The sequence below is a fragment of the Paraburkholderia sp. OAS925 genome, from assembly GCF_040543975.1.
Lineage (GTDB): Bacteria > Pseudomonadota > Gammaproteobacteria > Burkholderiales > Burkholderiaceae > Paraburkholderia > Paraburkholderia graminis.
On sequence record NZ_JBEUNO010000001.1, the window covers coordinates 3,107,404 to 3,128,598 of the forward strand.

Genomic DNA, 21,195 nt, shown 5'->3' on the forward strand with positions numbered 1-21,195 from the left:
CGGCTCATCGGTCAGCGCTAAAAAGTCCACTCACAACCATTAGCGCAGATTGTAGAACGCCGACTTGCCCGGATAGCTGGCGATATCACCGAGGTCTTCTTCGATACGCAGCAACTGGTTGTACTTCGAGATGCGGTCCGAACGCGACAGCGAACCCGTCTTGATCTGGCCGGCGTTCAGGCCGACGGCGATGTCCGCGATCGTCGAGTCTTCCGTCTCACCCGAGCGATGCGAGATGACAGCCGTATAGCCCGCGCGCTTCGCCATCTCGATTGCGGCGAACGTTTCGGTCAGCGTGCCGATCTGGTTGATCTTGATGAGGATCGAGTTCGCGATGCCCTTCTCGATGCCTTCCTTCAGGATGCGCGTGTTGGTGACGAACAGATCGTCGCCGACGAGCTGAATCTTCTTGCCGAGCTTTTCGGTCAGCAGCTTCCAGCCTTCCCAATCGCCTTCGTGCATGCCGTCTTCAATCGACACGATCGGGAACTTGTCGGCCAGCGTCGCGAGATAGTCGGCAAATTCCGCCGACGACAGTTGCAGGCCTTCGCCGGCCAACTGGTATTTGCCGTCGTGGTAGAACTCGCTCGCTGCGCAGTCGAGCGCGAGCAGCACGTCTTCACCGGCGCGGTAGCCGGCTTTCTCGATAGCTTGCAGGATGGTCGACAGGCATTCGTCGTTGCTGCCGAAGTTCGGCGCGAAGCCGCCTTCGTCGCCCACTGCCGTGCTCATGCCGCGGTCCGACAGAATCTTCTTCAGCGCGTGGAACACTTCGGCGCCGCAGCGCAGTGCTTCGCGGAAGGTCGGCTGGCTGACCGGCACGATCATGAATTCCTGGATGTCCAGGCTGTTGTTCGCGTGCGCGCCGCCGTTGACGATGTTCATCATCGGCACCGGCAGTTGCATCGCGCCCGAGCCGCCGAAGTAGCGGTAGAGCGGCAGGCCGGCTTCTTCAGCGGCGGCCTTCGCGACGGCCATCGAAACAGCCAGCATCGCGTTCGCGCCGAGGCGCGACTTGTTGTCCGTGCCGTCGAGTTCCAGCAGCGTCTTGTCGAGGAAAGCCTGCTCGGAAGCGTCGAGGCCCATGATCGCTTCGGAGATTTCGGTGTTGATGTGCTCGACAGCCTTCAGCACACCCTTGCCGCCGTAGCGGCCGGTTTCGCCGTCGCGCAACTCGATTGCTTCGCGCGAACCGGTGGACGCGCCCGACGGCACCGCGGCGCGGCCCATCGTGCCCGACTCGAGCAGTACGTCGCATTCGACGGTGGGGTTGCCTCGCGAATCGAGAATCTCTCGACCGATGATATCTACGATAGCACTCATGGTTTCCTCAAGAAATGACGATGAATTCTTTACAGCGACACGGTGTCGATATGCAAGCCGGCACGCGGCGAACGCGTGAATCAGTTGAAATCGCTTTCGAGGAACGGCGTGCGCTTGACGGCCTGATCGAGCGTGACGAGCGTCTCGAGCAGATCGGCCATGCGATGGAGCGGCACCGCGTTCGGACCATCCGACTTCGCTTCTGCCGGATTCGGGTGCGTTTCCATGAAGAGACCGGCGACGCCGACCGCCACGGCCGCACGCGCGAGCACCGGCACGAATTCGCGCTGACCGCCCGAGCTCGTGCCCTGCCCGCCCGGCAACTGCACCGAATGCGTGGCGTCGAACACGATCGGCGCGTTGGTTTCGCGCATGATCGCGAGCGACCGCATGTCCGACACGAGGTTGTTATAACCGAACGACACGCCGCGCTCGCATGCCATGAAACGGTCTTCGGAAAGACCCGCCTCACGCGCCGCGTCGCGCGCCTTGTCGATCACGTTCTTCATGTCGTGCGGCGCGAGAAACTGGCCTTTCTTGATGTTGACCGGTTTGCCCGAACGCGCGCACGCGTGAATGAAGTCGGTTTGACGGCACAGGAAAGCCGGCGTTTGCAGCACGTCTACCACTGATGCGACCTGCTCGATTTCGTGCTCCGCGTGAACGTCGGTCAGCACCGGCAAGCCGAGTTGACGCTTCACTTCCGACAGGATGCGCAAACCTTCGTCCATGCCGAGACCGCGAAACGACTTGCCGCTGCTGCGATTGGCCTTGTCGTACGACGATTTGTAGATGAACGGAATGTTCAGCTTCGCGCAGATTTCCTTCAGGCGGCCCGCGGTGTCGATCGTCATTTGCTCCGATTCGACGACACACGTGCCCGCGATCAGGAAAAACGGCTTGTCGAGCCCGATTTCGAAATCGCCCAGTTTCATGCTTTCTCCCCGACTTCGCTCGCGACGCGCGACTGCTGATGCGCGAGCGCGGCTTCGACGAACGACTTGAACAGCGGATGGCCGTCGCGCGGCGTGGACGTGAATTCCGGGTGGAACTGCACGCCGACGAACCACGGGTGCATGCTGCGCGGCAGTTCCATCATTTCCGGCAGATCTTCACTCGGGGTACGGGCGCTGATGATAAGACCACCGGCTTCGAGCTGGGGCACGAAGCGGTTATTGACTTCATAACGGTGACGATGACGCTCGTTCACGTCCTTGCCGTAGATCTCTTCGGCCATCGTGCCGGGCTTGATCGGGCAGCGTTGCGAACCGAGGCGCATCGTGCCGCCGAGGTCGGATTCTTCCGTGCGCTTTTCGACGCGGCCTTCGCGGTCGTACCACTCGGTGATCAGCGCGACCACGCGGTTCGGCGTTTCCTGATCGAACTCGGTGCTGTTCGCGTCTTTCAGCGCGACCACGTCGCGTGCGAATTCGATCACGGCCAGTTGCATGCCGAGACAGATGCCGAGATACGGCACCTTCGCTTCACGCGCATAGCGGATCGCGGCGATCTTGCCTTCGGTGCCGCGACGGCCGAAGCCGCCAGGCACGAGCACGGCGTCCAGATGCTTGAGACTTTCGACGCCCTGCGTCTCGATCTCTTCCGAATCGATGTACTCGATGTTCACGCGCGTGGACGTATGCATGGATGCATGACGCAGCGCTTCGATCAGCGACTTGTACGACTCCGTCAGATCGACATACTTGCCGACCATGCCGATCGTGACTTCGTGCTTCGGATTCTGCAGCTTCTCGACGAGTTCGGCCCACATCGACAGATCGGCGGGCTTCGGCGTGAGCTTCAATTCTTCGCAGATGATCGCGTCGAGACCCTGGTCGTGCAGCATCTGCGGAATCTTGTAGATGCTGTCTGCGTCCCACACCGAAATAACGGCGTCTTCCGGCACGTTCGAGAACATGGAGATTTTCGCGCGCTCGTCGTCCGGAATGCGGCGGTCGGCGCGGCACAGCAGCACGTGCGGCGAGATACCAATTTCGCGCAGCTTCTGCACGCTGTGTTGCGTGGGCTTGGTCTTCAGTTCGCCGGCGGTGGCGACCCAGGGCACCAGCGTGAGGTGCACGAAGCACGCGCTGTTACGGCCCATGCGCAGGCTCATCTGACGCGCGGCTTCGAGGAACGGCAGCGATTCGATGTCGCCGACCGTGCCGCCGACTTCGACGATCGCGACGTCCGGTTCGCCGCAGGTAGCGGAAGCTGCCCCACGCTCGATGAACGCCTGGATTTCATTCGTGATGTGCGGAATGACCTGCACCGTCTTGCCGAGATAATCGCCGCGGCGTTCCTTGCGGATCACCGATTCGTAAATCTGGCCCGTGGTGAAGTTATTGGCCTTGCGCATCTTCGTGCTGATGAAGCGCTCATAGTGGCCGAGGTCGAGGTCGGTTTCCGCTCCGTCTTCCGTCACGAACACTTCGCCGTGTTGAAACGGGCTCATCGTGCCGGGGTCGACGTTGATGTAGGGATCGAGCTTGAGAAGAGTGACTTTGAGACCGCGCGATTCGAGGATCGCGGCGAGGGAAGCGGCGGCAATACCCTTGCCGAGGGAAGATACTACGCCGCCGGTGACGAAAACATATTTGGTCATCGCTGGATGCTCGCGGGAAAAACGGATTATACCGTAAAGCAGGGTCTCAACCCCAGCAAAATGCGAGCGCCCGCGGCAGGCCGATGCGCCGCGCGAGCCACGGCGATCGACGCGCGCCGCCTCAGCCGCGCTCGCTCAGTTCGCGCAACATCCGCTGCACGGCACGCGCGGTTTCGATCGGCTTTTCCATCGGAAACAGATGGCTGCCCTCGATCCATTCGATGTGCCCGCCCGTCGCCCGGCGCGTCGCGCTCAAGCCGACCTGACGGACTTCCTTCGAGCGCGTGCCGCCGATGAAACCCACCGGCACCGGCGCGCCGCGCGCGAGCCGCGCACCGAGCGTGTGCGGCAAGGTCCGGTAGATCTGATATTCGATGCGCCGATCGAACGCGAGACTGCGCGAGCCGTCGTGCGAGACCTGCGGAATGCCGAACTCGATGTAGTCGGACAGCATGCGCTCGTCCCAACGCGCGAACGCGGGCTTCGAATGGAAATGCCGCCATGCCTCGTCGCGGCTCGCCCAGTGCGTGCGGCGCGTGCGGGTCGCGGCCGCGGGCGACAGCCGCTCGTCGAGCCCGGTGAATTGCGACACGCGCAGGATGCTGCTGCGCCAGCCGGCGACCACCGGCGAATCGAGCATCACGACGCCTCTCACCCACTGCGGCTTTTTCAGCGCGGCCATGAGCGACAGATAACCGCCAAGCGAATGGCCGACGAGCCACACAGGCTGCTCATACGTGCGGCCGATGTCGTCGATCAATTGCTCGACGAGATGCGGCCAATCCTGCGTCACCGGAAAGCGCGGATCGTGTGCGATGCGTTCGATGTAGCGCACGTCGTAGTCGTCGGAGAGTTCGGCGAAAATCGTCCGGTAAGTCGAGGCCGGAAAGCCGTTCGCGTGCGAAAAATGAATGATGTTTTTCAACTGCGGTTATCTCCGTTCTGTTTTCGTTTTCGCGCGGCGGGTGAAGCGGTGCGGCATCTCGAAGGTATGCCGCAGTGTTCGCGGGTGCGCTCGTGGCGGCGCTTGTTGTCTGGCTGTGTGACTGTCTGGCTGTGTGGCGGAACTGCCTATTTTCAGCCTCTCCTTTTGCGATGCGCCGATGTCCGCTGTCACGATCTGCGAACGTCGAGCGAACGTTGAGCGAGCATTCATCGATCCATCCAGTAGCGCCGCTGCGTGTCGCGATAACGCTCGACCGTGAGCGCGGCGTCTGGCGCATGCGGGGCCTCGCGCGCGGCGAAATACGGATCGACAAGCACGCGCACCGCGCCGTCCGAATCGCTCCTGCCCAACTCGATGTGCCGCGCCGAATAGCGCGCCAGCACGCCCGCACTGGGATGATGAAACCGGTTGCGATAGCCTACCTGAAATAGCGCGATGAGCGGGTCGATAGAATCGAGGAACGGTTCAGTGGATGAGGTCTTGCTGCCATGATGTGGGACCACGAGCACCTCAGCGCGAAGCATCTCGCGATCGCGCGAAAGCAGCACGCGTTCGGACGGGGCCTCGATGTCTGCGGTTAGGAGCGCGGCGAGGGGCGTGGCTTGGGGTTGGGGGGTTGGTCCCGCGGTCGGTGCGCTGTTCGATGCGTTGGTCGATGCGCCGGTCGGTGCGTTGGTCGATGCGCCGGTCGGTGCTGTGTTTGATGCGCTGGTCGGTGCGCTGCGCACCGAGCTATCCGTATCACCCGTGCCATCCACGCCCGCACTCTCCGCAGCGCTGCGCACGGCACCACCCAATTCAGACGCAACCGCCAGTGGCAACGTGCTCACGCGCAGCACGCAGCAGTGCGCGTTCGGTTTGCCTTGCAGCGGCCCAGGGTCGGGCCAGAGCATCGCGAACTCGACGCCATCCCACTGCCAGCGCTGACCCGCCGCGCACGGCCATGTGTCTGCGCCGCGTTGCCGCGCGTTCGTCCATAGCGCGTTGGCAGGCGCGAGCGCGGCGACCATCTGACGAACCTCGATGGCATCCAGCACGGCCGGCGCGCCGCCCGAATGATCGGAATCGGCATGGCTGATGATCAATGTATCGAGCGCATTCACGCCATGCGCTCGCAAATACGGCACCACTACCCGCTCGCCGGCATGCGTCGATTCGGGCCCTGGTCCGGCATCGAACAGCAGCGCGTGATGCGCGGTCTCGACGAGCACCGACGTGCCCTGCCCCACATCGAGCGCGGTCAGCCGGAAGCTGCCGTGCGGCGGCCCGGACGGCGCGGGCACGACAAGCGGCAGCCAAGTCAGCGGCGCGGCCCAGCGCAACGGCCAGCCGCGCGGCGCAAGACACCAGAGCACGCCGGCCGCGGCGGCGGCGAGCGTCCATGCATTCGGCTGCGGCAGCCACCAGAGCACCCAACGCGGCCCGGACAGCCGTTGCAATCCCGCGATCATCACATCGAGCAACGCATGCGCGATGCGCCACGCGTAGGCATCGAGCGGCGCGGGCAACACGACGCCGGCCAGCACCGACGGCGTGACCAACACGCTCACCCACGGAATCGCGAACGCATTCGCGAGCGGCCCGATCAGCGGAATCTGCGCGAACCAGTAGACGGTCAACGGCGCGAGCGCGAGTGTGACAGCGAACTGGACATGGGCGGCGCCATGGAGCCGCTCGCCGAACGCGCGAATGCGCCGTGCAGCGGCAGTGCGAAAGCGGGGAAAGCGCAACGACCGCCACAAACCCGATGCCCGCGACGACGCCGCCAACACCCCGCCCGCCGCAACGCCATCGTCGTCGATCTCATCAAAATGCTGCTCACGGTCCCACACCCGCGGCCGCCCTGACGTCGCAAAAAGAATCGCCGCCACCGCGCAAAAGGACAGCCAGAATCCCGCCGACACCACTGCCCACGGATCGATCAGCACCACGAGCCCGAGGGCCCACGCGAGCACGGCCGAGCGCGGCACGTTGCGCCCGCTTACGTAGGCGAGCGCGACGACGCTTGCCATCCACAACGCGCGTTGCACGGGCACGTTGAAACCGGCCAGCGCCGCGTGCAGCGCGGCAAACAGCGCGCCGCCCGTCACCGCGACGATTTGCGCGGGAAGCCACAACGGCCAGTTGCGGCCGATCCATCCCGAGCGCCGCCAGAAAGCGCCCGCGAGCCAGGCGGCGATCCCCGCGGCAAAGCCGATATGCAAGCCCGAAATCGCCACGAGATGACTGGTGCCGGTGGCGCGCATCAGTTGCCAATCGGCGTCGCTGATCTCGTCCTGTGCGCCGATCGCCAACGCGACGACGATGCCGCGATGCGGCGCGCTGCCAAGCACCGCGTCGATTCGTGCCCGCAGCGCCGCGCGCCAGCGGTCCACGGTCACGCCGACACCGCGCGCGTCTGGCCGCAACCGCACCGCCTGCGCCGCCGCGCTGACGTAGCCGGTGGCGCGCACATTGCGCGCGAGCAGCGCAGCTTCCGCGTCGCGCAGACCGAAGTTCGCATTGCCGTGCGGCCGTTTCAGACGCACGCGCAAACGCCAGCGCGCGCCGGGCTGAAGCGGCGGCGGCGCTTCGTCCGCGATCCATGCAAGTTGAATGACGCGAGGAAAGATGACCGGCGTCGGCGGCAGCGGTCCCGCTTCGTGTGAGTCCACCGACTCGACATCGAACAGAAAACGCGCGCCGTTATCGTCGCGCGCAGGCAAGCCTTTGATGCTGCCGGTCACGTCGATGTCGCGGCCTTCCCACGCGGGCGGCAAGCTTGCCGCGAGCCGCACGTCGGCACGCCACGCGGCATAGCCGAAGCCCGCGCCCCAGGCCACACAACAGACCGCGCACCAACCCGCGAAAGAACGCCAGCGCCGCAAGGTCCAGTGTGCGACCGCGCTGTGCCCGTCCGACTGAATCTCCGCCCGCCGACGCAACCCCCAAATCGCAACAGCCGACGCCGCACAGGCCAACGACACCAGCAAGCACCCGCCTCTCCAACCCGGCAACTCAGCCTGCTGCTGCAGCCAGATCACACCCAACGCAAACCCACACCACCATGCACGCATCCGCCCTCCGCCCGCCATCCACCGGACGAAACAACGAACACCCGCTCACCGCGCGGCGCAACGCACAGGCATGCCGGGACGTGTGTCTCGCCCGGCGCGAACCACTCACGAACCACTCGAATCAATCGCTTCGATTATGCAGAGGAAAGTGCGAGCCGCGGCAGCGCGGCGAGCGCGTTAGCCGTTGTGCCTAGGGCGGTCTCGTCGACGGCCATGCCGCGCAATTGCGCGAGCCCCGCGCCGATGCCTGGAATCTGCTCGGGCGAGTTGCGCTGTTTGTAGATCCAGGAGGGTGGAATGTCGGGCGCGTCGGTCTCGACCACGAGCGCGTCGAACGGCAACTGTTCGGCGAGGCGCCGAATCTGCCGCGCGCGCTCGAACGTCAGATTGCCGCCGAAGCCGAGATGCATCCCCTGATCGATGTAGGCCTGCGCCTGCTGGAAGCTGCCGTTGAACGCATGCGCGATGCCGCGATGAATCTGGTGCCGGCGCAGTCCCTTGATCACCTGGTCCTGCGATTTGCGCACATGGCAGATCACCGGCAGATCGAATTCCCGCGCGATCTCAAGCTGGCCGTTGTAGAAGAATTGCTGCCGGGCGTCGTCGAGGCCGTCGACGAAATAGTCCAGACCGATCTCGCCGATGCCGACAAAGCGCGGATCGTCGAGACTCGCCTCGATTTCCGCGCGCAGCAGTTCGAGGTCGCCGTCCTGCGCGGAGGGCGTGAAGAGCGGATGAATCCCGAGCGCGTATGCGCCGCCTTCGAAGCGATGCGCCAGTTCGCGCACGGTCGCGAAGTTCTGCCGGCCGATGGCGGGAATCACGATACGCCCGACGCCCGCGCCTCGCGCCGCCGTCGCGACGTGCTCGCGATCGGCGTCGAATTCGGAAGCGTCGAGATGGCAGTGCGTATCGATCCACATGACTTGCCTCGCTAGCTGAGCAACTGAGTGAGCAAATGAGCCGCAGAGCAACAGAACGCTTTAAACGGAACGCGGCGCTGACTGGAACTAAGCGAACCTGGCAAACCCGTCCGCCACAACCCAACTCCGCACCGCACCGCCCCGCCCCGCCTCGCCGTCACACCGGCACGGGCGGCTCTTCGTATAGAACGCCGTCGCGCAGCCGCATGATGCGGTCGCACCGGCCCGCGAGTTCCGGATCGTGCGTGACGATCACGAAGCTCGTTTCGAGCGTTCGCGACAGTTCCAGCATCAGGTTGAAGACGGTATCCGCGGTGCCGCCGTCGAGGTTGCCCGTCGGTTCATCGGCGAGAACGCACGCCGGTTTCGTGACCAGCGCCCGCGCGATCGCCACACGCTGACGCTCGCCGCCCGACAGTTCGCCCGGCCGATGTTTCGCGCGATGCGCCATGCCGACGCGCTCCAGCACCGCGAGCGCCTCACGCCGCGACGCTTCGGTTGTCATGCGGCGAATTCGCAGCGGCATCGCGACGTTGTCGAGCGCGGAAAATTCCGGCAGCAAATGATGAAACTGATACACGAAGCCGAGCGCGCGATTGCGCAGGTCGTTGCGCTCGCGCTCGGAGAGTTTCGTGAACGGCTTGCCCATCACCGAGACGTGGCCCGCGCTCGGATCGTCGAGACCGCCGAGCACATGCAGCAGCGTGCTTTTGCCTGAACCGGACGCGCCGACAATCGCGAGTTTCTCGCCGCGCCGCACGCTCAACTGCGTGTTGTTCAGCACCTGGACATTCAGACCGCCCTGCACGAACGACTTCGAAATGCCGGTCGCTTCCAGCACGTAGGGATGCGGCGTCGTTTCCTGAGCGGTCATGGGTAAAGTTGCGGAACGGTCATTCATAGCGCAGCGCCTCCGCGGGACGGACTTTGGCGCCGCGCCAGCTCGGGTAAAGCGTGGCCACGGCCGACATCAGGAATGCAATGATGCCGATGCGCGCGACGTCGGCGGGAATCAGCTCGGACGGCAACTCGCTGATGAAATACACCGACGGCGGCAGGAACTGCACGCCGAACGCATGCTCGATCATCGGCACGAGCCACGGAATGCTCCACGCGATCAGGCAACCGAGCGCAACGCCGGTCGCCGTGCCGATAAAGCCGATCGTGACGCCCTGCACGACGAAAATCTTCATGATCGAACGCGGCTGCGCGCCGAGCGTGCGCAAGATTGCGATGTCGGCCTGCTTGTTGGTCACCGTCATCACCAGCGACGACACCAGATTGAACGCCGCCACCGCAATGATCAGCGTGAGGATGATGAACATCATGCGTTTTTCGATCTGCACCGCCGAGAACCAGGTCTTGTTCTGCTGGGTCCAGTCGCGGATATACAGGTCGCCGGAGAGGCTCCGCGCGAGCTGATGCGCGACTTCGGGCGCCCGCTGCATGTCGGCGAGGCGCAGCCGCACGCCGGTCGGCGCGGGCAGCCGGAACAGCGCCTGCGCGTCCTTGATGTTGATGAGCGCCAGCGTGCTGTCGTACTCGTAATGCCCGGACTCGAAGATGCCCACCACGGTGAACTGCTTCAGGCGCGGCAGCATGCCGGCAGGCGTGATGGTGCCTTCGGGCGCGACGAGGGTGATCTTGTCGTTGACGGCGACGCCCAGGTTGGTCGCGAGATCCGCGCCCAGCACGATGCCGAATTCGCCCGGCACGAGGTCCGTCAGCTTGCCGCCTTTCATTTCCTTGCCGATGTCCGAGACCTGCGGCTCGAGCGCCGGTTCGATGCCGCGCAGCGCGACGCCGCTCACGGCGTCCTGGCGTGTGAGCAGCGCCTGCGCTTCGACATAGGGCGCGGCGCCGATCACTTCCTTGTTCTGGCGCGCTTCCTGAGCGGTCAGTTGCCAGTTGGGCATCGACCCGGTCGGCGAGAAAATTTCGACGTGCGCGAGCACCGACAGCATCCGGTCGCGCACTTCTTTCTGGAAGCCGTTCATCACGGACAGCACGACGATCAGCGCGGCCACGCCGAGCGCGATGCCCGACATCGACACGAGCGCGATAAAGGAGATAAAACCGTTGCCGGTCGTGCGTTTGCCGGCGCGCGTGTAGCGCCAGCCGATCTGCCATTCATAGGGAAATTTCAAGCGAGTCCTTTTCTGCGTTCTTCGGCCACCGTTCTTCGGCCACTCTTGCCGCCGGGGCAGCCGCTGCCGTGCGGCTGCGGTTGCTTGCGATTGCCCGCGGTTGCGCATGGTTGCGTGGCCCGAGTGTCCTGATCATTGGTGTCGCGGCAATGCGGATGGTTCCAGTCTGGTCTGGCGGCGCAACTCCGCGCCAGACTCCACCCCATATCGCCGATGCCGCCACCGTCAATCAAGCGCGAAGTTTGCCATACAATGCCGCGCCGCCGCGTAAAGGGACGGGTGACGAGCGGCGGGTCGGTGAGGTCCGCGCGGTTGACCGGTTGCCGCAGTTGACGTGTCGCTGCGTGGACGCGTTGCCGGAGTTGACGCGTTCCCGCGGTGCGCCGTCTTGCGCGTTCACCGCCTTCGCCGCAAAGCGCCCTGCGGCGATCCCTCACGAGCCCGCCGCGGCGCAAATGCTCCCGCTGTCCGCCAGCCGCTCTACGCCCGCCCCAGCGCAAATGCTCCCGCCGTCCGCCAGCCGCTTCACGCCCTCCGCGACGCCAACGCCCACGCCCGCCATCCGCCGCGCCAATCGAAATCGCCGCACGCTTTGCCCTACAATGCGCAGCATCATGCACGCCAACCGCCTCCATCTTCTGCTTCCTTTCGCGCTGCCTGCCGCAGCCGATGCCGCCACTGCCCTCCACGACATCCGCAGCCCCGCCCTCGACCGGCTGATCGCGCGCGCGACGCTCGTGGAACGCGTGATCGGCGAGGATTTCCAGCGCACGCTGCCGCATGAACGGTGGATCGCTCGCCAGTTCGGCGCTTTATCGACCGGCGCGACGGGCGCGACGGGCGCGACTGGCGCCGCCGACGCCACCAATGCAAGCCCAGCCGCCGACGAAGCCCCGCTCGCCCCGTACATGCTGCGCGCCGACGGCGGCGATCCCGGCGACGCCACCTGGGCCTGCGTGCAGCCGGTGCACGTGCGCATCGCGCATGACCATCTGGTGCTGATCGATCCGGCGTCGCTCGAACTCTCGGACGAAGAAGCCAGCGCGCTGCTCGCGGTGGCGCGGCCGCTCATCGAAGAACTCGGCGTGCGAATCGAGGCGCCGAATCCCACGCGCTGGTATCTGTCCGGCGACGGCTTCGGCACGCTCGCCGGCGCGTCGCCGCTGCGCGCGAGCGGCCGCAACATCGAAATCTGGTTGCCGCACGAAGCGCATTCCGGCGAGCGCTCGCGCGCGTGGATGAAGCTGCAGAACGAAGTGCAGATGGCCTGGTTCGAGCATCCCGTCAACGAGGCGCGTGAAGCGCGCGGCCTGCCCGCCGTCAACTCCATCTGGTTTCATGCGCAAGGCGCGGCGCGTCCTGTGCAAAGCCCGTTCACGCAAGTTTTCTCCGACGCCGCCGCCACGCGCGGCCTCGCGATGACGGCCGGCGCGCCGGTCGCGGCACCGCCGGCGTCGTTCGCGGCGCTGGCGTCGTCGTCGTCGTCGCCGTTGGCTAAAGACGCCGGCAGCGACAACAACGCGACGCTCGTCGAGCTCGATCCGTTCTCGGCGCCTTACATCGAACAGGACTGGGCCCGCTGGAACGCGGCCTTCGCGGCGTTGCAGGACGACTGGATCGAACCGGCGCTCGCAGCGCTCGAATCGGGCGCGCTCGCTCAACTCGGCCTGACGCTATGCGGCGACACTGGCTCGGTGACGCTCAGCATCACACGTGGCGATCTGCGCAAGTTCTGGCGGCGGCGCGTGCTCGCATCGCTGTTCATCGAATGATCGACCGCACGATCTAACGTACCCACGCCCCTATCGACGCACCAACCGACGCCCCTTCACAATGACCCGAATCGTTACGCGCGCCTGTTCTCCCGTCGACGCCGAAATCCTCGTGCGCCACGGCCTGCATCCGGTGCTCGCGCGCCTCTATGCGGCGCGCGGCGTGTGCCTGCCCGACGAGCTCGAAACCGGCCTCGCGCGCCTCGTGCCGCCCGCCGCGCTCAAGGGTTGCGACGAGGCCGCCGCGCTGCTCGCCGACGCGATCCAGCAGAAGCGCCGCATGCTGGTCGTCGCCGATTACGATTGCGACGGCGCCACCGCCTGCGCAGTCGCGGTGCGCGGGCTGCGCATGTTCGGCGGCAAGATCGATTACCTCGTGCCGAACCGCTTCGAATACGGCTATGGGCTCACGCCCGAGATCGTCGCGCTGGCCGCGCAAAGCGCGTCGGGCAAGCCGGAACTGCTGATCACCGTCGATAACGGCATCGCGAGCGTGGACGGCGTGGAAGCGGCGAACGCGCTCGGCATCGACGTGCTCGTCACCGATCACCATCTGCCCGGCGACCAGTTGCCGGCCGCGCGCGCCATCGTCAATCCGAATCAGCCGGGCTGCGAGTTCCCGAGCAAGTGCATCGCGGGCGTCGGCGTGATGTTTTACGTGCTGCTCGCGTTGCGCGCGGAATTGCGCCGGCGCGGCGCGTTCGGCGACGGCTTTCCCGAGCCGCGCCTGGACGGCCTGCTCGATCTGGTCGCGCTCGGCACCGTCGCCGATGTCGTGAAGCTCGACGGCAATAACCGCGTGCTCGTCGCGCAAGGTTTGCAGCGCATCCGCAAAGGCAAGATGCAGCCGGGCATCGCCGCCCTCTTTCGCGCGGCCGCTCGCGACGCGCGCAACGCGTCGGGCTTCGACCTCGGCTTCGCGCTCGGCCCGCGGCTGAACGCGGCCGGACGGCTGTCGGACATGTCGCTCGGGATCGAATGCCTGACAACCGACGACATCGGCCGCGCATGGGAACTCGCGCAGCAGCTCGACACGATGAACCGCGAGCGGCGCGAGATCGAAGCCGGCATGCAGCAGCAGGCGCTCGACGACCTCTCGTCGATCGACCCCGACGGCGCGACCACCATCACGCTGTTCAATCCGGCGTGGCATCAGGGCGTGATCGGCATCGTCGCGGGACGGCTGAAGGAGAAGTTTCACCGGCCCGCGTTCACGTTCGCGCTTGCCGACGACAGCGGCCAGCTCGTCAAAGGCTCGGGGCGTTCTATCGCGGGCTTTCATCTGCGCGATGCACTCGATCTGATCTCGAAGCGCGAGCCCGGCATGATCGTCAAGTTCGGCGGCCACGCGATGGCCGCGGGCCTCACGCTCGCGACCGCCGACGTGCCGCGTTTCACGGCCGCGTTCGAAGCGGTCGGCCGCGAATGGCTGAGCGACGACGCGCTGTCGCGCACCGTCGAAACCGACGGCGAACTCGAGGACGCGTATTTCACGCCGCAATTCGTCGACATGCTCGACGCAGCCGTGTGGGGGCAGGGCTTTCCGGCGCCGGTGTTCTCGGGCGAATTCGACGTTGCCTCACAGGCGCTCGTGAAGGACAAGCACCTCAAGCTGCAACTGATGCGCGGCCGCCAGCGCTTCAACGCGATCTGGTTCAACCACACGGACACGCTGCCCGCGCGTACCACGGTCGCGTACCGGCTCGCGAGCGATACGTGGAACGGCGTGTCGCGCGTGCAGTTGATCGTCGAGCATGCGGTGAGCTAGCACGCTCGTCAACGAACTGCCGCGGCAGTGCACGCCCAACTCGCGCCCAACTCGCACACAGCACGCACCGCCCCGAAAATCTCCGCAAAATCAACCGCAAACACGCGCCGGATCGCCACGAGGCCTCCGGCGCGGCACGCCGATCGGCTATAATTTCCCCTTTTTACGAAGCCACAAAGATCGACATGGAAGCGGAACGTCTCAACGCGATCGAAGCCTCTCTGGCGGACCTGCGCACGCGCGCGGCCGACCTACGGGGGTATCTTTGACTACGACGACAAATCTCGTCGTCTGATCGAAGTCAACCGGGAACTCGAAGACCCGGACGTCTGGAACGACTCGAAACACGCCCAGGCGCTCGGCCGGGAAAAGAAGCTGCTCGACGACACGGTCGGCAAACTCACCTCGCTGCACAACGACTTGCGCGACGCGCAAGACCTGTTCGAGATGGCGCGTGAAGAAGGCGACGACGAAACGCTCGTCGCCTGCGAAGCGGACGCGCAAGCGCTCGAGCAGCGCGTGGCCGACATGGAATTTCGCCGCATGTTCGCGAACCCCGCCGACCCGAACAACGCGTTCCTGGACATCCAGGCCGGCGCGGGCGGCACCGAGGCGTGCGACTGGGCCGCCATGCTGCTGCGCCAGTACCTGCGCTATTGCGAACGCAAGGGCTTCAAGACGGAAGTGCTCGAGCAGACCGACGGCGACGTCGCGGGCATCAAGAACGCCACCATCAAGATCGAAGGCGAATACGCGTACGGCTTTTTGCGCACCGAAACCGGCGTGCACCGCCTCGTGCGTAAATCGCCGTTCGATTCTTCGGGCGGGCGTCATACGTCGTTCTCGTCGGTGTTCGTGTATCCGGAAGTCGACGATTCGATCGAAGTGGACATCAACCCGGCCGATCTGCGGATCGACACGTACCGCGCGTCCGGCGCGGGCGGTCAGCACATCAACAAGACCGATTCCGCGGTGCGTATCACGCACATGCCGTCGGGCATCGTCGTGCAATGCCAGAACGACCGCTCGCAGCACCGCAACCGCGCGGAAGCCATGGCCATGCTGAAATCGCGCCTGTACGAAGCGGAAATCCGCAAGCGTCAGGCCGAGCAGGACAAGCTCGAAGCCGGCAAGACCGATGTGGGCTGGGGTCATCAGATCCGCTCGTATGTGCTGGACAACAGCCGCATCAAGGATCTGCGCACCAACGTCGAAATCAGCAATACGAAGAGCGTGCTCGACGGCGATCTCGATCCGTTTATCAGCGCAAGCCTGAAGCAAGGCGTCTAAGCGACAACCGGCGCGGCACGCACAGCCGCGCCGCCTCTTTTTATTGCCTGAGGTTTTTCACCGACTGGCTGTTCGCAAGCGGCTCGACCCACGCGGACCACGAACACCAAGACCATCATGAACGAACCGATCCAACCGAACCTCGTGCCCGAGGTGGACGCCAACAAGATCATCGCGGAGCGCCGCGAAAAGCTGCGCGAATTGCGCGAGCAAGGCGTCGCCTATCCGAACGATTTCCGTCCCACGCATCACGCCGAAGATCTGCAGGCGCAGTTCGAGCACACCGACAAGGAAGCGCTCGAAGCGAATCCGCTCGAAGTCGCGATCGCCGGCCGCATGATGCTCAAGCGCGTGATGGGCAAGGCGAGCTTTGCGACCGTGCGCGACGGCTCGGGTCAGATCCAGTTCTTCATCACGCCGGCCGATGTCGGCCAGGAAACGTACGACGCCTTCAAGAAGTGGGACATGGGCGACATCGTCGCGGCGCGCGGCGTGCTGTTCCGCACGAACAAGGGCGAGCTGTCGGTGCGCTGTACCGAACTGCGTTTGCTGTCGAAGTCGCTGCGTCCGCTGCCCGACAAGTTCCATGGCCTGTCGGACCAGGAAATGAAGTATCGGCAGCGCTACGTCGATCTGATCGTCACGCCGGAAACGCGCAAGACGTTCGTCGCGCGAACCAGGGCGATTTCGTCGATCCGTAAATTCATGGCGGATGCCGGCTTCATGGAAGTCGAAACGCCGATGCTCCACCCTATTCCCGGCGGCGCGGCGGCCAAGCCGTTCACCACGCATCACAACGCGCTCGACATGCAGATGTTCCTGCGCATCGCACCCGAGCTGTATCTGAAGCGTCTCGTGGTCGGCGGCTTCGAGCGCGTGTTCGAGGTCAACCGGAATTTCCGTAACGAGGGCGTGTCCGTGCGCCACAATCCGGAATTCACGATGATCGAGTTCTACGCGGCCTACACCGACTACAAGTGGGTGATGGATTTCACCGAGCAGTTGATCCGCCAGGCCGCCATCGACGCACTGGGTACGGCCACCATCACGTACCAGGGGCGCGAGCTGGATCTGGCCAAGCCGTTCCACCGTTTGACAATCACGCAGGCCATCCAGAAATACGCGCCGCAATACACGAACGAGCAGCTCGCCGACAGCGCGTTTTTGCGCACCGAGTTGAAGAAGTTCGGCGTGGATGCGTCGCAGCCGCAGTTCCTGAACGCGGGCGTGGGTTCGCTGCAACTCGCGCTCTTCGAGGAAACCGCCGAGTCGCAGTTGTGGGAGCCGACGTACATCATCGACTATCCGCTCGAAGTGTCGCCGCTCGCGCGCGCGTCGGACAAGGTCGAGGGCATTACGGAGCGCTTCGAGCTCTTCATTACCGGCCGCGAGATCGCCAATGGCTTCTCGGAGCTGAACGATCCGGAAGACCAGGCCGTGCGCTTCAGGAAGCAGGTCGACCAGAAAGACGCCGGCGACGAAGAAGCGATGTTCTACGACGCGGACTATATCCGCGCGCTCGAATACGGCATGCCGCCGGCGGGCGGCTGCGGCATCGGCATCGACCGTCTGGTGATGATGCTGACCGACAGCCCGAGCATCCGCGATGTCATTCTGTTCCCGCATCTGCGTCGCGAGGACTGAGGACCGCGGTTTTTGCTTGCGGTTGATTTGTGGAAACGCCCGGCTGGATGTCGGGCGTTTTCTTTTGCGCACGCTGCATGAGACGCCGTTTGTAACGATAGGTAAAAGCCCCGCTGCCCACAGCCGTCGCACGACGGCTTTCCGGCAAATCGTTACAATTCGAAACGCCTCGGGGATCGAATTCCGCGAGACTGGGTCTCACTAGAAGTCACTCTGCCGAAGACGGAGGTCAAGATGGACAAGCCCAACACGCAACCCGCCACACAAGCTGCCCCGCCGGCGCCGCCGACTCAGCGGCGGCTTCATCCGCTCGTCGCGACTGCCGCGGGCGCGGTGATCATCGCGAGCCTCGTCGCCACGGCGGCCGTCACCGGCATGTTCCCGAAGGCGTCGAGCAACGGCGAGCCGACGAATCAGACGCAAGCGGCGCAGGTTGTGCCGCAAAGCGCGCAGCAACAGCAACCTGTGGTCGATTCGGCGGCGCCGGCGAATCCGGCTGCGCAGCAGCCAGCGCAGACCGCCGCCGCACAGCCCGCCGAGCCGCAACGCGCACCCGCACCCGCGCAGCAGCAATACGCCCAACAGCAACCCGCGCCGCAACCACAGGCCGAGCCCGCGCCTCAATACGCTCAGCCACAGCAGCCTGTACAGCAGGCGCATTGCTCGACGTGCGGCACGGTGGTCGCGATCTCCGCGGCGCGTCAGGAAGGACACGGCACCGGCATCGGCGCAGTCGGCGGTGCAGTGGCCGGCGGCGTGGTCGGCAACCAGTTCGGCAGCGGCAACGGCCGCACCGCGATGACGCTGCTCGGCGCGCTCGGCGGCGGGCTCGCCGGCAACTCGGTCGAAAAACATATCCGCAGCACGACGTCGTATTCCGTGCGGGTACGGATGGAAAACGGCAAGACGCGCTACTTCACGTATCACGAAGCGCCGCCCTTCCAGCAAGGTCAGCGCGTTCGCGTGCAAAACGGCACGCTCGTCGCGGACTAAACGCGGACTAAACTCCGCGGCGCTTAAACCTCACACGCACACGAAGTCAGCGCGCATAAAAAAGGCGATTCCAATGATGGAATCGCCTTTTTCCTTCCTGCCTCGGCATCGGCCGAAACCGCTTCGCAACCTCAGTAATCCGCGTCTTCAATCCATGCAGCCTGAATCGCCTCGAGAATTTTTTCGTTCGACCGGTTCGGGTCGTCGTCGAATCCTTCCAGCTCCGTGACCCAGCGATGCAGGTCGGTGAAGCGCACCTGCTGCGGATCGACGTTCTGATGCTTGTCGGTCAGGGCCATCGCGATGTCTTGCGTATCGGTCCACTTCATGGCTGCGTCCTCCTGTTAGTGGTTTTCCTTCGCGTGATTGATCGAGTAACGCGGGATTTCAACGACCAGGTCCTGCTCGGCCGGCACGATCGCCTGGCACGACAGACGCGAAGCCGGCTCGAGCCCCCACGCCTTGTCCAACAGATCGTCCTCGTCTTCCTCGGACGGCGTCAAGGCGGCGAAACCCTCACGCACGATCACGTGACAGGTCGTGCACGCGCACGACTTCTCGCAGGCATGCTCGATTTCGATGCCGTTATCGAGCAGGTTGTCGCAAATGCTCTTGCCGGGCACGGCTTCGATCACCGCGCCTTCCGGGCACAGTTCGACGTGAGGCAGCACAACGATTTGAGGCATACATTTTCCGTTTGGGTCTGAGGCGCGGCCTCAAACAGGCTTCGCACCATTTTACTGGCGACGCGCGGAGTTTTTAAGTCCGCGTGTCTTTAAGTCCATCGCGCTCATGGGTTTGCAGCGGCGAACCGCGGCTGGCCACGTGAGCGCAGCAAGCGTCAGATCTCGTCGAGCTTGCGGCCGGCGAGCGCGCGGCGAATGCCTTTGTTCATGCGGCGGGCGGCGAATTCGTCGGTGCCTTCGGCGAGCTTTTTCGTCGCCGCTTCGATTGCGTCGACGTCGTCGCTCTGCGCCACGTCGCGCAAGCCGTTCAGGAGCGCGTCGAGTTCCGCGCGTTCGCTGTCGTCGAGCAGTTCGGCGTCGGCGGCGAGCGCCGCGCCGGTTGCTTCGATCAAACGCCGCGCCTCGACTTGCGCCTCGCGCAGCGCGCGGGCGCGCATGTCGACTTCGGCGGTCGAGAAGCTGTCCTCCAGCATGCGCGCGATGTCGTCGTCGGCGAGACCGTACGACGGCTTCACGACCACCGACGCCTCCACGCCCGAGCCCAGCTCGCGCGCGAACACGGACAAGAGGCCGTCCGCATCCACCTGATACGTCACGCGGATGCGCGCGGCGCCCGCCGCCATCGGCGGAATGCCGCGCAGCTCGAAGCGCGCGAGCGAGCGGCAGTCGCTGACGAGCTCGCGCTCGCCTTGCACGACGTGGATCGCCATCGCGGTCTGGCCGTCCTTGAAGGTCGTGAAATCCTGCGCGCGCGCGACCGGAATCGTCGAATTGCGCGGGATGATTTTCTCGGTCAGCCCGCCCATCGTCTCGACGCCGAGCGACAGCGGAATCACGTCGAGCAGCAGCCAGTCGTCGCCGTCCGCGCCCCGGTTGCCCGCGAGCAGATCGGCCTGGATCGCCGCGCCGAGCGCGACGACCTGGTCCGGGTTGAGATTGGTCAGCGGCGGCTGGCCGAAGAACGCTTCGACCGCGCGGCGAATCACCGGCATGCGGGTCGCGCCGCCCACCAGCACGACGCCCTTGATGTCCTTCGTCGCGACTTTTGCGTCACGCAGCGCTTTCTTGGTCGGGCCGAGCGTGCGTTGCACGAGCGACTGTGTGATGGCCTCGAAAGTAGCCTCGCCGATCGTCAGATCGATCCTGGTGCCGTTCGAAAGCGTCGCGGCGAGGGTTGCCTCAGGCGCGTCCGACAACGCCTCCTTGGTCGTGCGCACGCTGTCGAGCAGCAGCCGCACATCTTCCGGCGCGAGCGATTGCGGCGCGATGCCGGCCTGCTGCAGCACATGGCGATAGAGCGCGTGGTCGAAATCGTCGCCACCGAGCGCGGAGTCGCCGCCCGCCGCCAGCACTTCGAACACGCCTTTCGTGAGCTTCAGAATCGACAGGTCGAAGGTGCCGCCGCCGAGGTCGTAGACCGCGTACAGGCCTTCGGAGCCGTTGTCGAGGCCGTAGGCGATTGCGGCCGCCGTCGGTTCGTTCAGCAGGCGCAGCACGTTCAGGCCGGCGAGGCGCGCGGCGTCTTTCGTGGCCTGGCGCTGCGCCTCGTCGAAATAGGCCGGCACCGTGATGACCGCGCCGACGAGTTCGTCGCCGAGCGTGTCTTCCGCACGCTGGCGCAGCGTCGCGAGAATTTCCGCCGACACTTCGACGGGGCTCTTCACGCCGTCGACGGTGCGAATCTGCACCATGCCGGGCGCGTCGATGAAATCGTACGGCGCGTTTTCGGCGCCCTCGACTTCCGCCTTGCCGCGGCCCATGAAGCGCTTGACGGAGACGATCGTGTTGCGCGGATCGGTCGCCGCCTCGGCCTTGGCCGCGCGGCCGATGCGCCGGCCGCCCTTCTCGAGGTAGCGCACGACAGAGGGCAGCAACACGTGGCCATCTTCGTCAGGCAGCACGTCGGGCACGCCGCTGCGCACGGCGGCGACGAGAGAATTGGTCGTGCCGAGATCGATACCGACCGCCAGACGCCGCTGATGGGGCGCCGGCGCCATGCCGGGTTCGGAGATTTGCAGTAAGGCCATCTGGATCTTCTCGGA

At 65.1% G+C, this 21,195-nt stretch carries 16 protein-coding genes; 5 read left to right on the forward strand and 11 right to left on the reverse strand.

Going from position 1 to position 21,195, the window contains the following annotated elements; translation table 11 throughout:
* Positions 1-39: 39 nt before the first annotated feature.
* The 8 genes from eno to ABIE53_RS13585 all read right to left on the reverse strand — a co-directional run bounded on the left by eno (position 40) and on the right by ABIE53_RS13585 (position 11,000).
* Positions 40-1,323, reverse strand: a complete 1,284-nt coding sequence (gene eno, locus ABIE53_RS13550; protein ID WP_053858435.1) for a phosphopyruvate hydratase — start codon at positions 1,321-1,323, stop codon at positions 40-42.
* A gap of 80 nt (positions 1,324-1,403) precedes the next feature.
* Positions 1,404-2,258, reverse strand: a complete 855-nt coding sequence (gene kdsA / locus ABIE53_RS13555) for a 3-deoxy-8-phosphooctulonate synthase (protein ID WP_029967470.1) — start codon at positions 2,256-2,258, stop codon at positions 1,404-1,406.
* The gene (gene pyrG / locus ABIE53_RS13560; RefSeq protein ID WP_006051288.1) at positions 2,255-3,928 is read right to left on the reverse strand and encodes a CTP synthase; all 1,674 of its coding nucleotides are present in this window, start codon (positions 3,926-3,928) and stop codon (positions 2,255-2,257) included. Before pyrG ends, kdsA begins: the two co-directional genes overlap by 4 nt.
* Before the next feature lie 121 nt (positions 3,929-4,049).
* Entirely contained in the window at positions 4,050-4,853 is an 804-nt protein-coding gene (locus ABIE53_RS13565) for an alpha/beta fold hydrolase (RefSeq protein ID WP_006051287.1), read from the reverse strand.
* A 227-nt stretch (positions 4,854-5,080) separates the two neighbouring features.
* Positions 5,081-7,930, reverse strand: coding sequence for a ComEC/Rec2 family competence protein (locus ABIE53_RS13570; RefSeq protein ID WP_114156233.1), 2,850 nt, complete (start codon positions 7,928-7,930; stop codon positions 5,081-5,083).
* A gap of 134 nt (positions 7,931-8,064) precedes the next feature.
* A complete protein-coding gene (locus tag ABIE53_RS13575) occupies positions 8,065-8,853 on the reverse strand; it encodes a TatD family hydrolase (protein ID WP_029967474.1) in 789 nt (262 codons plus the stop codon).
* 157 nt (positions 8,854-9,010) lie between these two features.
* Positions 9,011-9,754: a lipoprotein-releasing ABC transporter ATP-binding protein LolD gene (lolD, locus tag ABIE53_RS13580; protein ID WP_029967476.1), complete on the reverse strand. Its 744-nt coding sequence runs from the start codon at positions 9,752-9,754 to the stop codon at positions 9,011-9,013.
* Positions 9,747-11,000 carry a lipoprotein-releasing ABC transporter permease subunit gene (locus ABIE53_RS13585; RefSeq protein ID WP_006051283.1) on the reverse strand — a complete coding sequence of 418 codons (1,254 nt, stop codon included), beginning with the start codon at positions 10,998-11,000 and terminating at the stop codon, positions 9,747-9,749. The genes lolD and ABIE53_RS13585 overlap by 8 nt, the downstream gene beginning before the upstream one ends.
* 602 nt (positions 11,001-11,602) lie before the next feature.
* Between ABIE53_RS13585 and ABIE53_RS13590 the strand changes: the two genes are divergently transcribed.
* The 5 genes from ABIE53_RS13590 (at position 11,603) to ABIE53_RS13610 (ending at position 18,467) form a co-directional block, all read left to right on the forward strand.
* Positions 11,603-12,772 (forward strand): regulator, encoded by a 1,170-nt coding sequence (locus tag ABIE53_RS13590; RefSeq protein ID WP_114156234.1) that lies wholly within the window; start codon positions 11,603-11,605, stop codon positions 12,770-12,772.
* A 61-nt stretch (positions 12,773-12,833) separates the two neighbouring features.
* On the forward strand, positions 12,834-14,540 hold the full coding sequence (gene recJ, locus ABIE53_RS13595) for a single-stranded-DNA-specific exonuclease RecJ (protein WP_114156235.1): 1,707 nt from the start codon (positions 12,834-12,836) through the stop codon (positions 14,538-14,540).
* A 185-nt stretch (positions 14,541-14,725) separates the two neighbouring features.
* Positions 14,726-15,830, forward strand: a protein-coding gene (prfB, locus tag ABIE53_RS13600; protein WP_107706556.1) for a peptide chain release factor 2 whose coding sequence is annotated in 2 segments (ribosomal slippage) — positions 14,726-14,806 and positions 14,808-15,830 — 1,104 coding nt in all. Because the reading frame shifts where the segments join, the coding sequence is not laid out codon by codon here.
* 117 nt (positions 15,831-15,947) lie between these two features.
* Positions 15,948-17,474 (forward strand): lysine--tRNA ligase, encoded by a 1,527-nt coding sequence (lysS, locus tag ABIE53_RS13605; RefSeq protein ID WP_114156236.1) that lies wholly within the window; start codon positions 15,948-15,950, stop codon positions 17,472-17,474.
* 234 nt (positions 17,475-17,708) lie between these two features.
* A complete protein-coding gene (locus ABIE53_RS13610) occupies positions 17,709-18,467 on the forward strand; it encodes a glycine zipper 2TM domain-containing protein (protein ID WP_114156237.1) in 759 nt (252 codons plus the stop codon).
* 131 nt (positions 18,468-18,598) lie between these two features.
* Here ABIE53_RS13610 and iscX read toward each other — a convergent pair whose 3' ends face one another.
* From iscX to hscA, 3 genes are all read right to left on the reverse strand, one after another.
* Complete coding sequence (gene iscX / locus ABIE53_RS13615; protein ID WP_006051276.1) at positions 18,599-18,796, reverse strand: Fe-S cluster assembly protein IscX; 198 nt, start codon at positions 18,794-18,796, stop codon at positions 18,599-18,601.
* Positions 18,797-18,811: 15 nt separating this feature from the next.
* Positions 18,812-19,153, reverse strand: coding sequence for an ISC system 2Fe-2S type ferredoxin (gene fdx / locus ABIE53_RS13620; RefSeq protein WP_006051275.1), 342 nt, complete (start codon positions 19,151-19,153; stop codon positions 18,812-18,814).
* Positions 19,154-19,308: 155 nt separating this feature from the next.
* Positions 19,309-21,180 (reverse strand): Fe-S protein assembly chaperone HscA, encoded by a 1,872-nt coding sequence (gene hscA, locus ABIE53_RS13625; protein ID WP_029967486.1) that lies wholly within the window; start codon positions 21,178-21,180, stop codon positions 19,309-19,311.
* Positions 21,181-21,195: the final 15 nt, after the last annotated feature.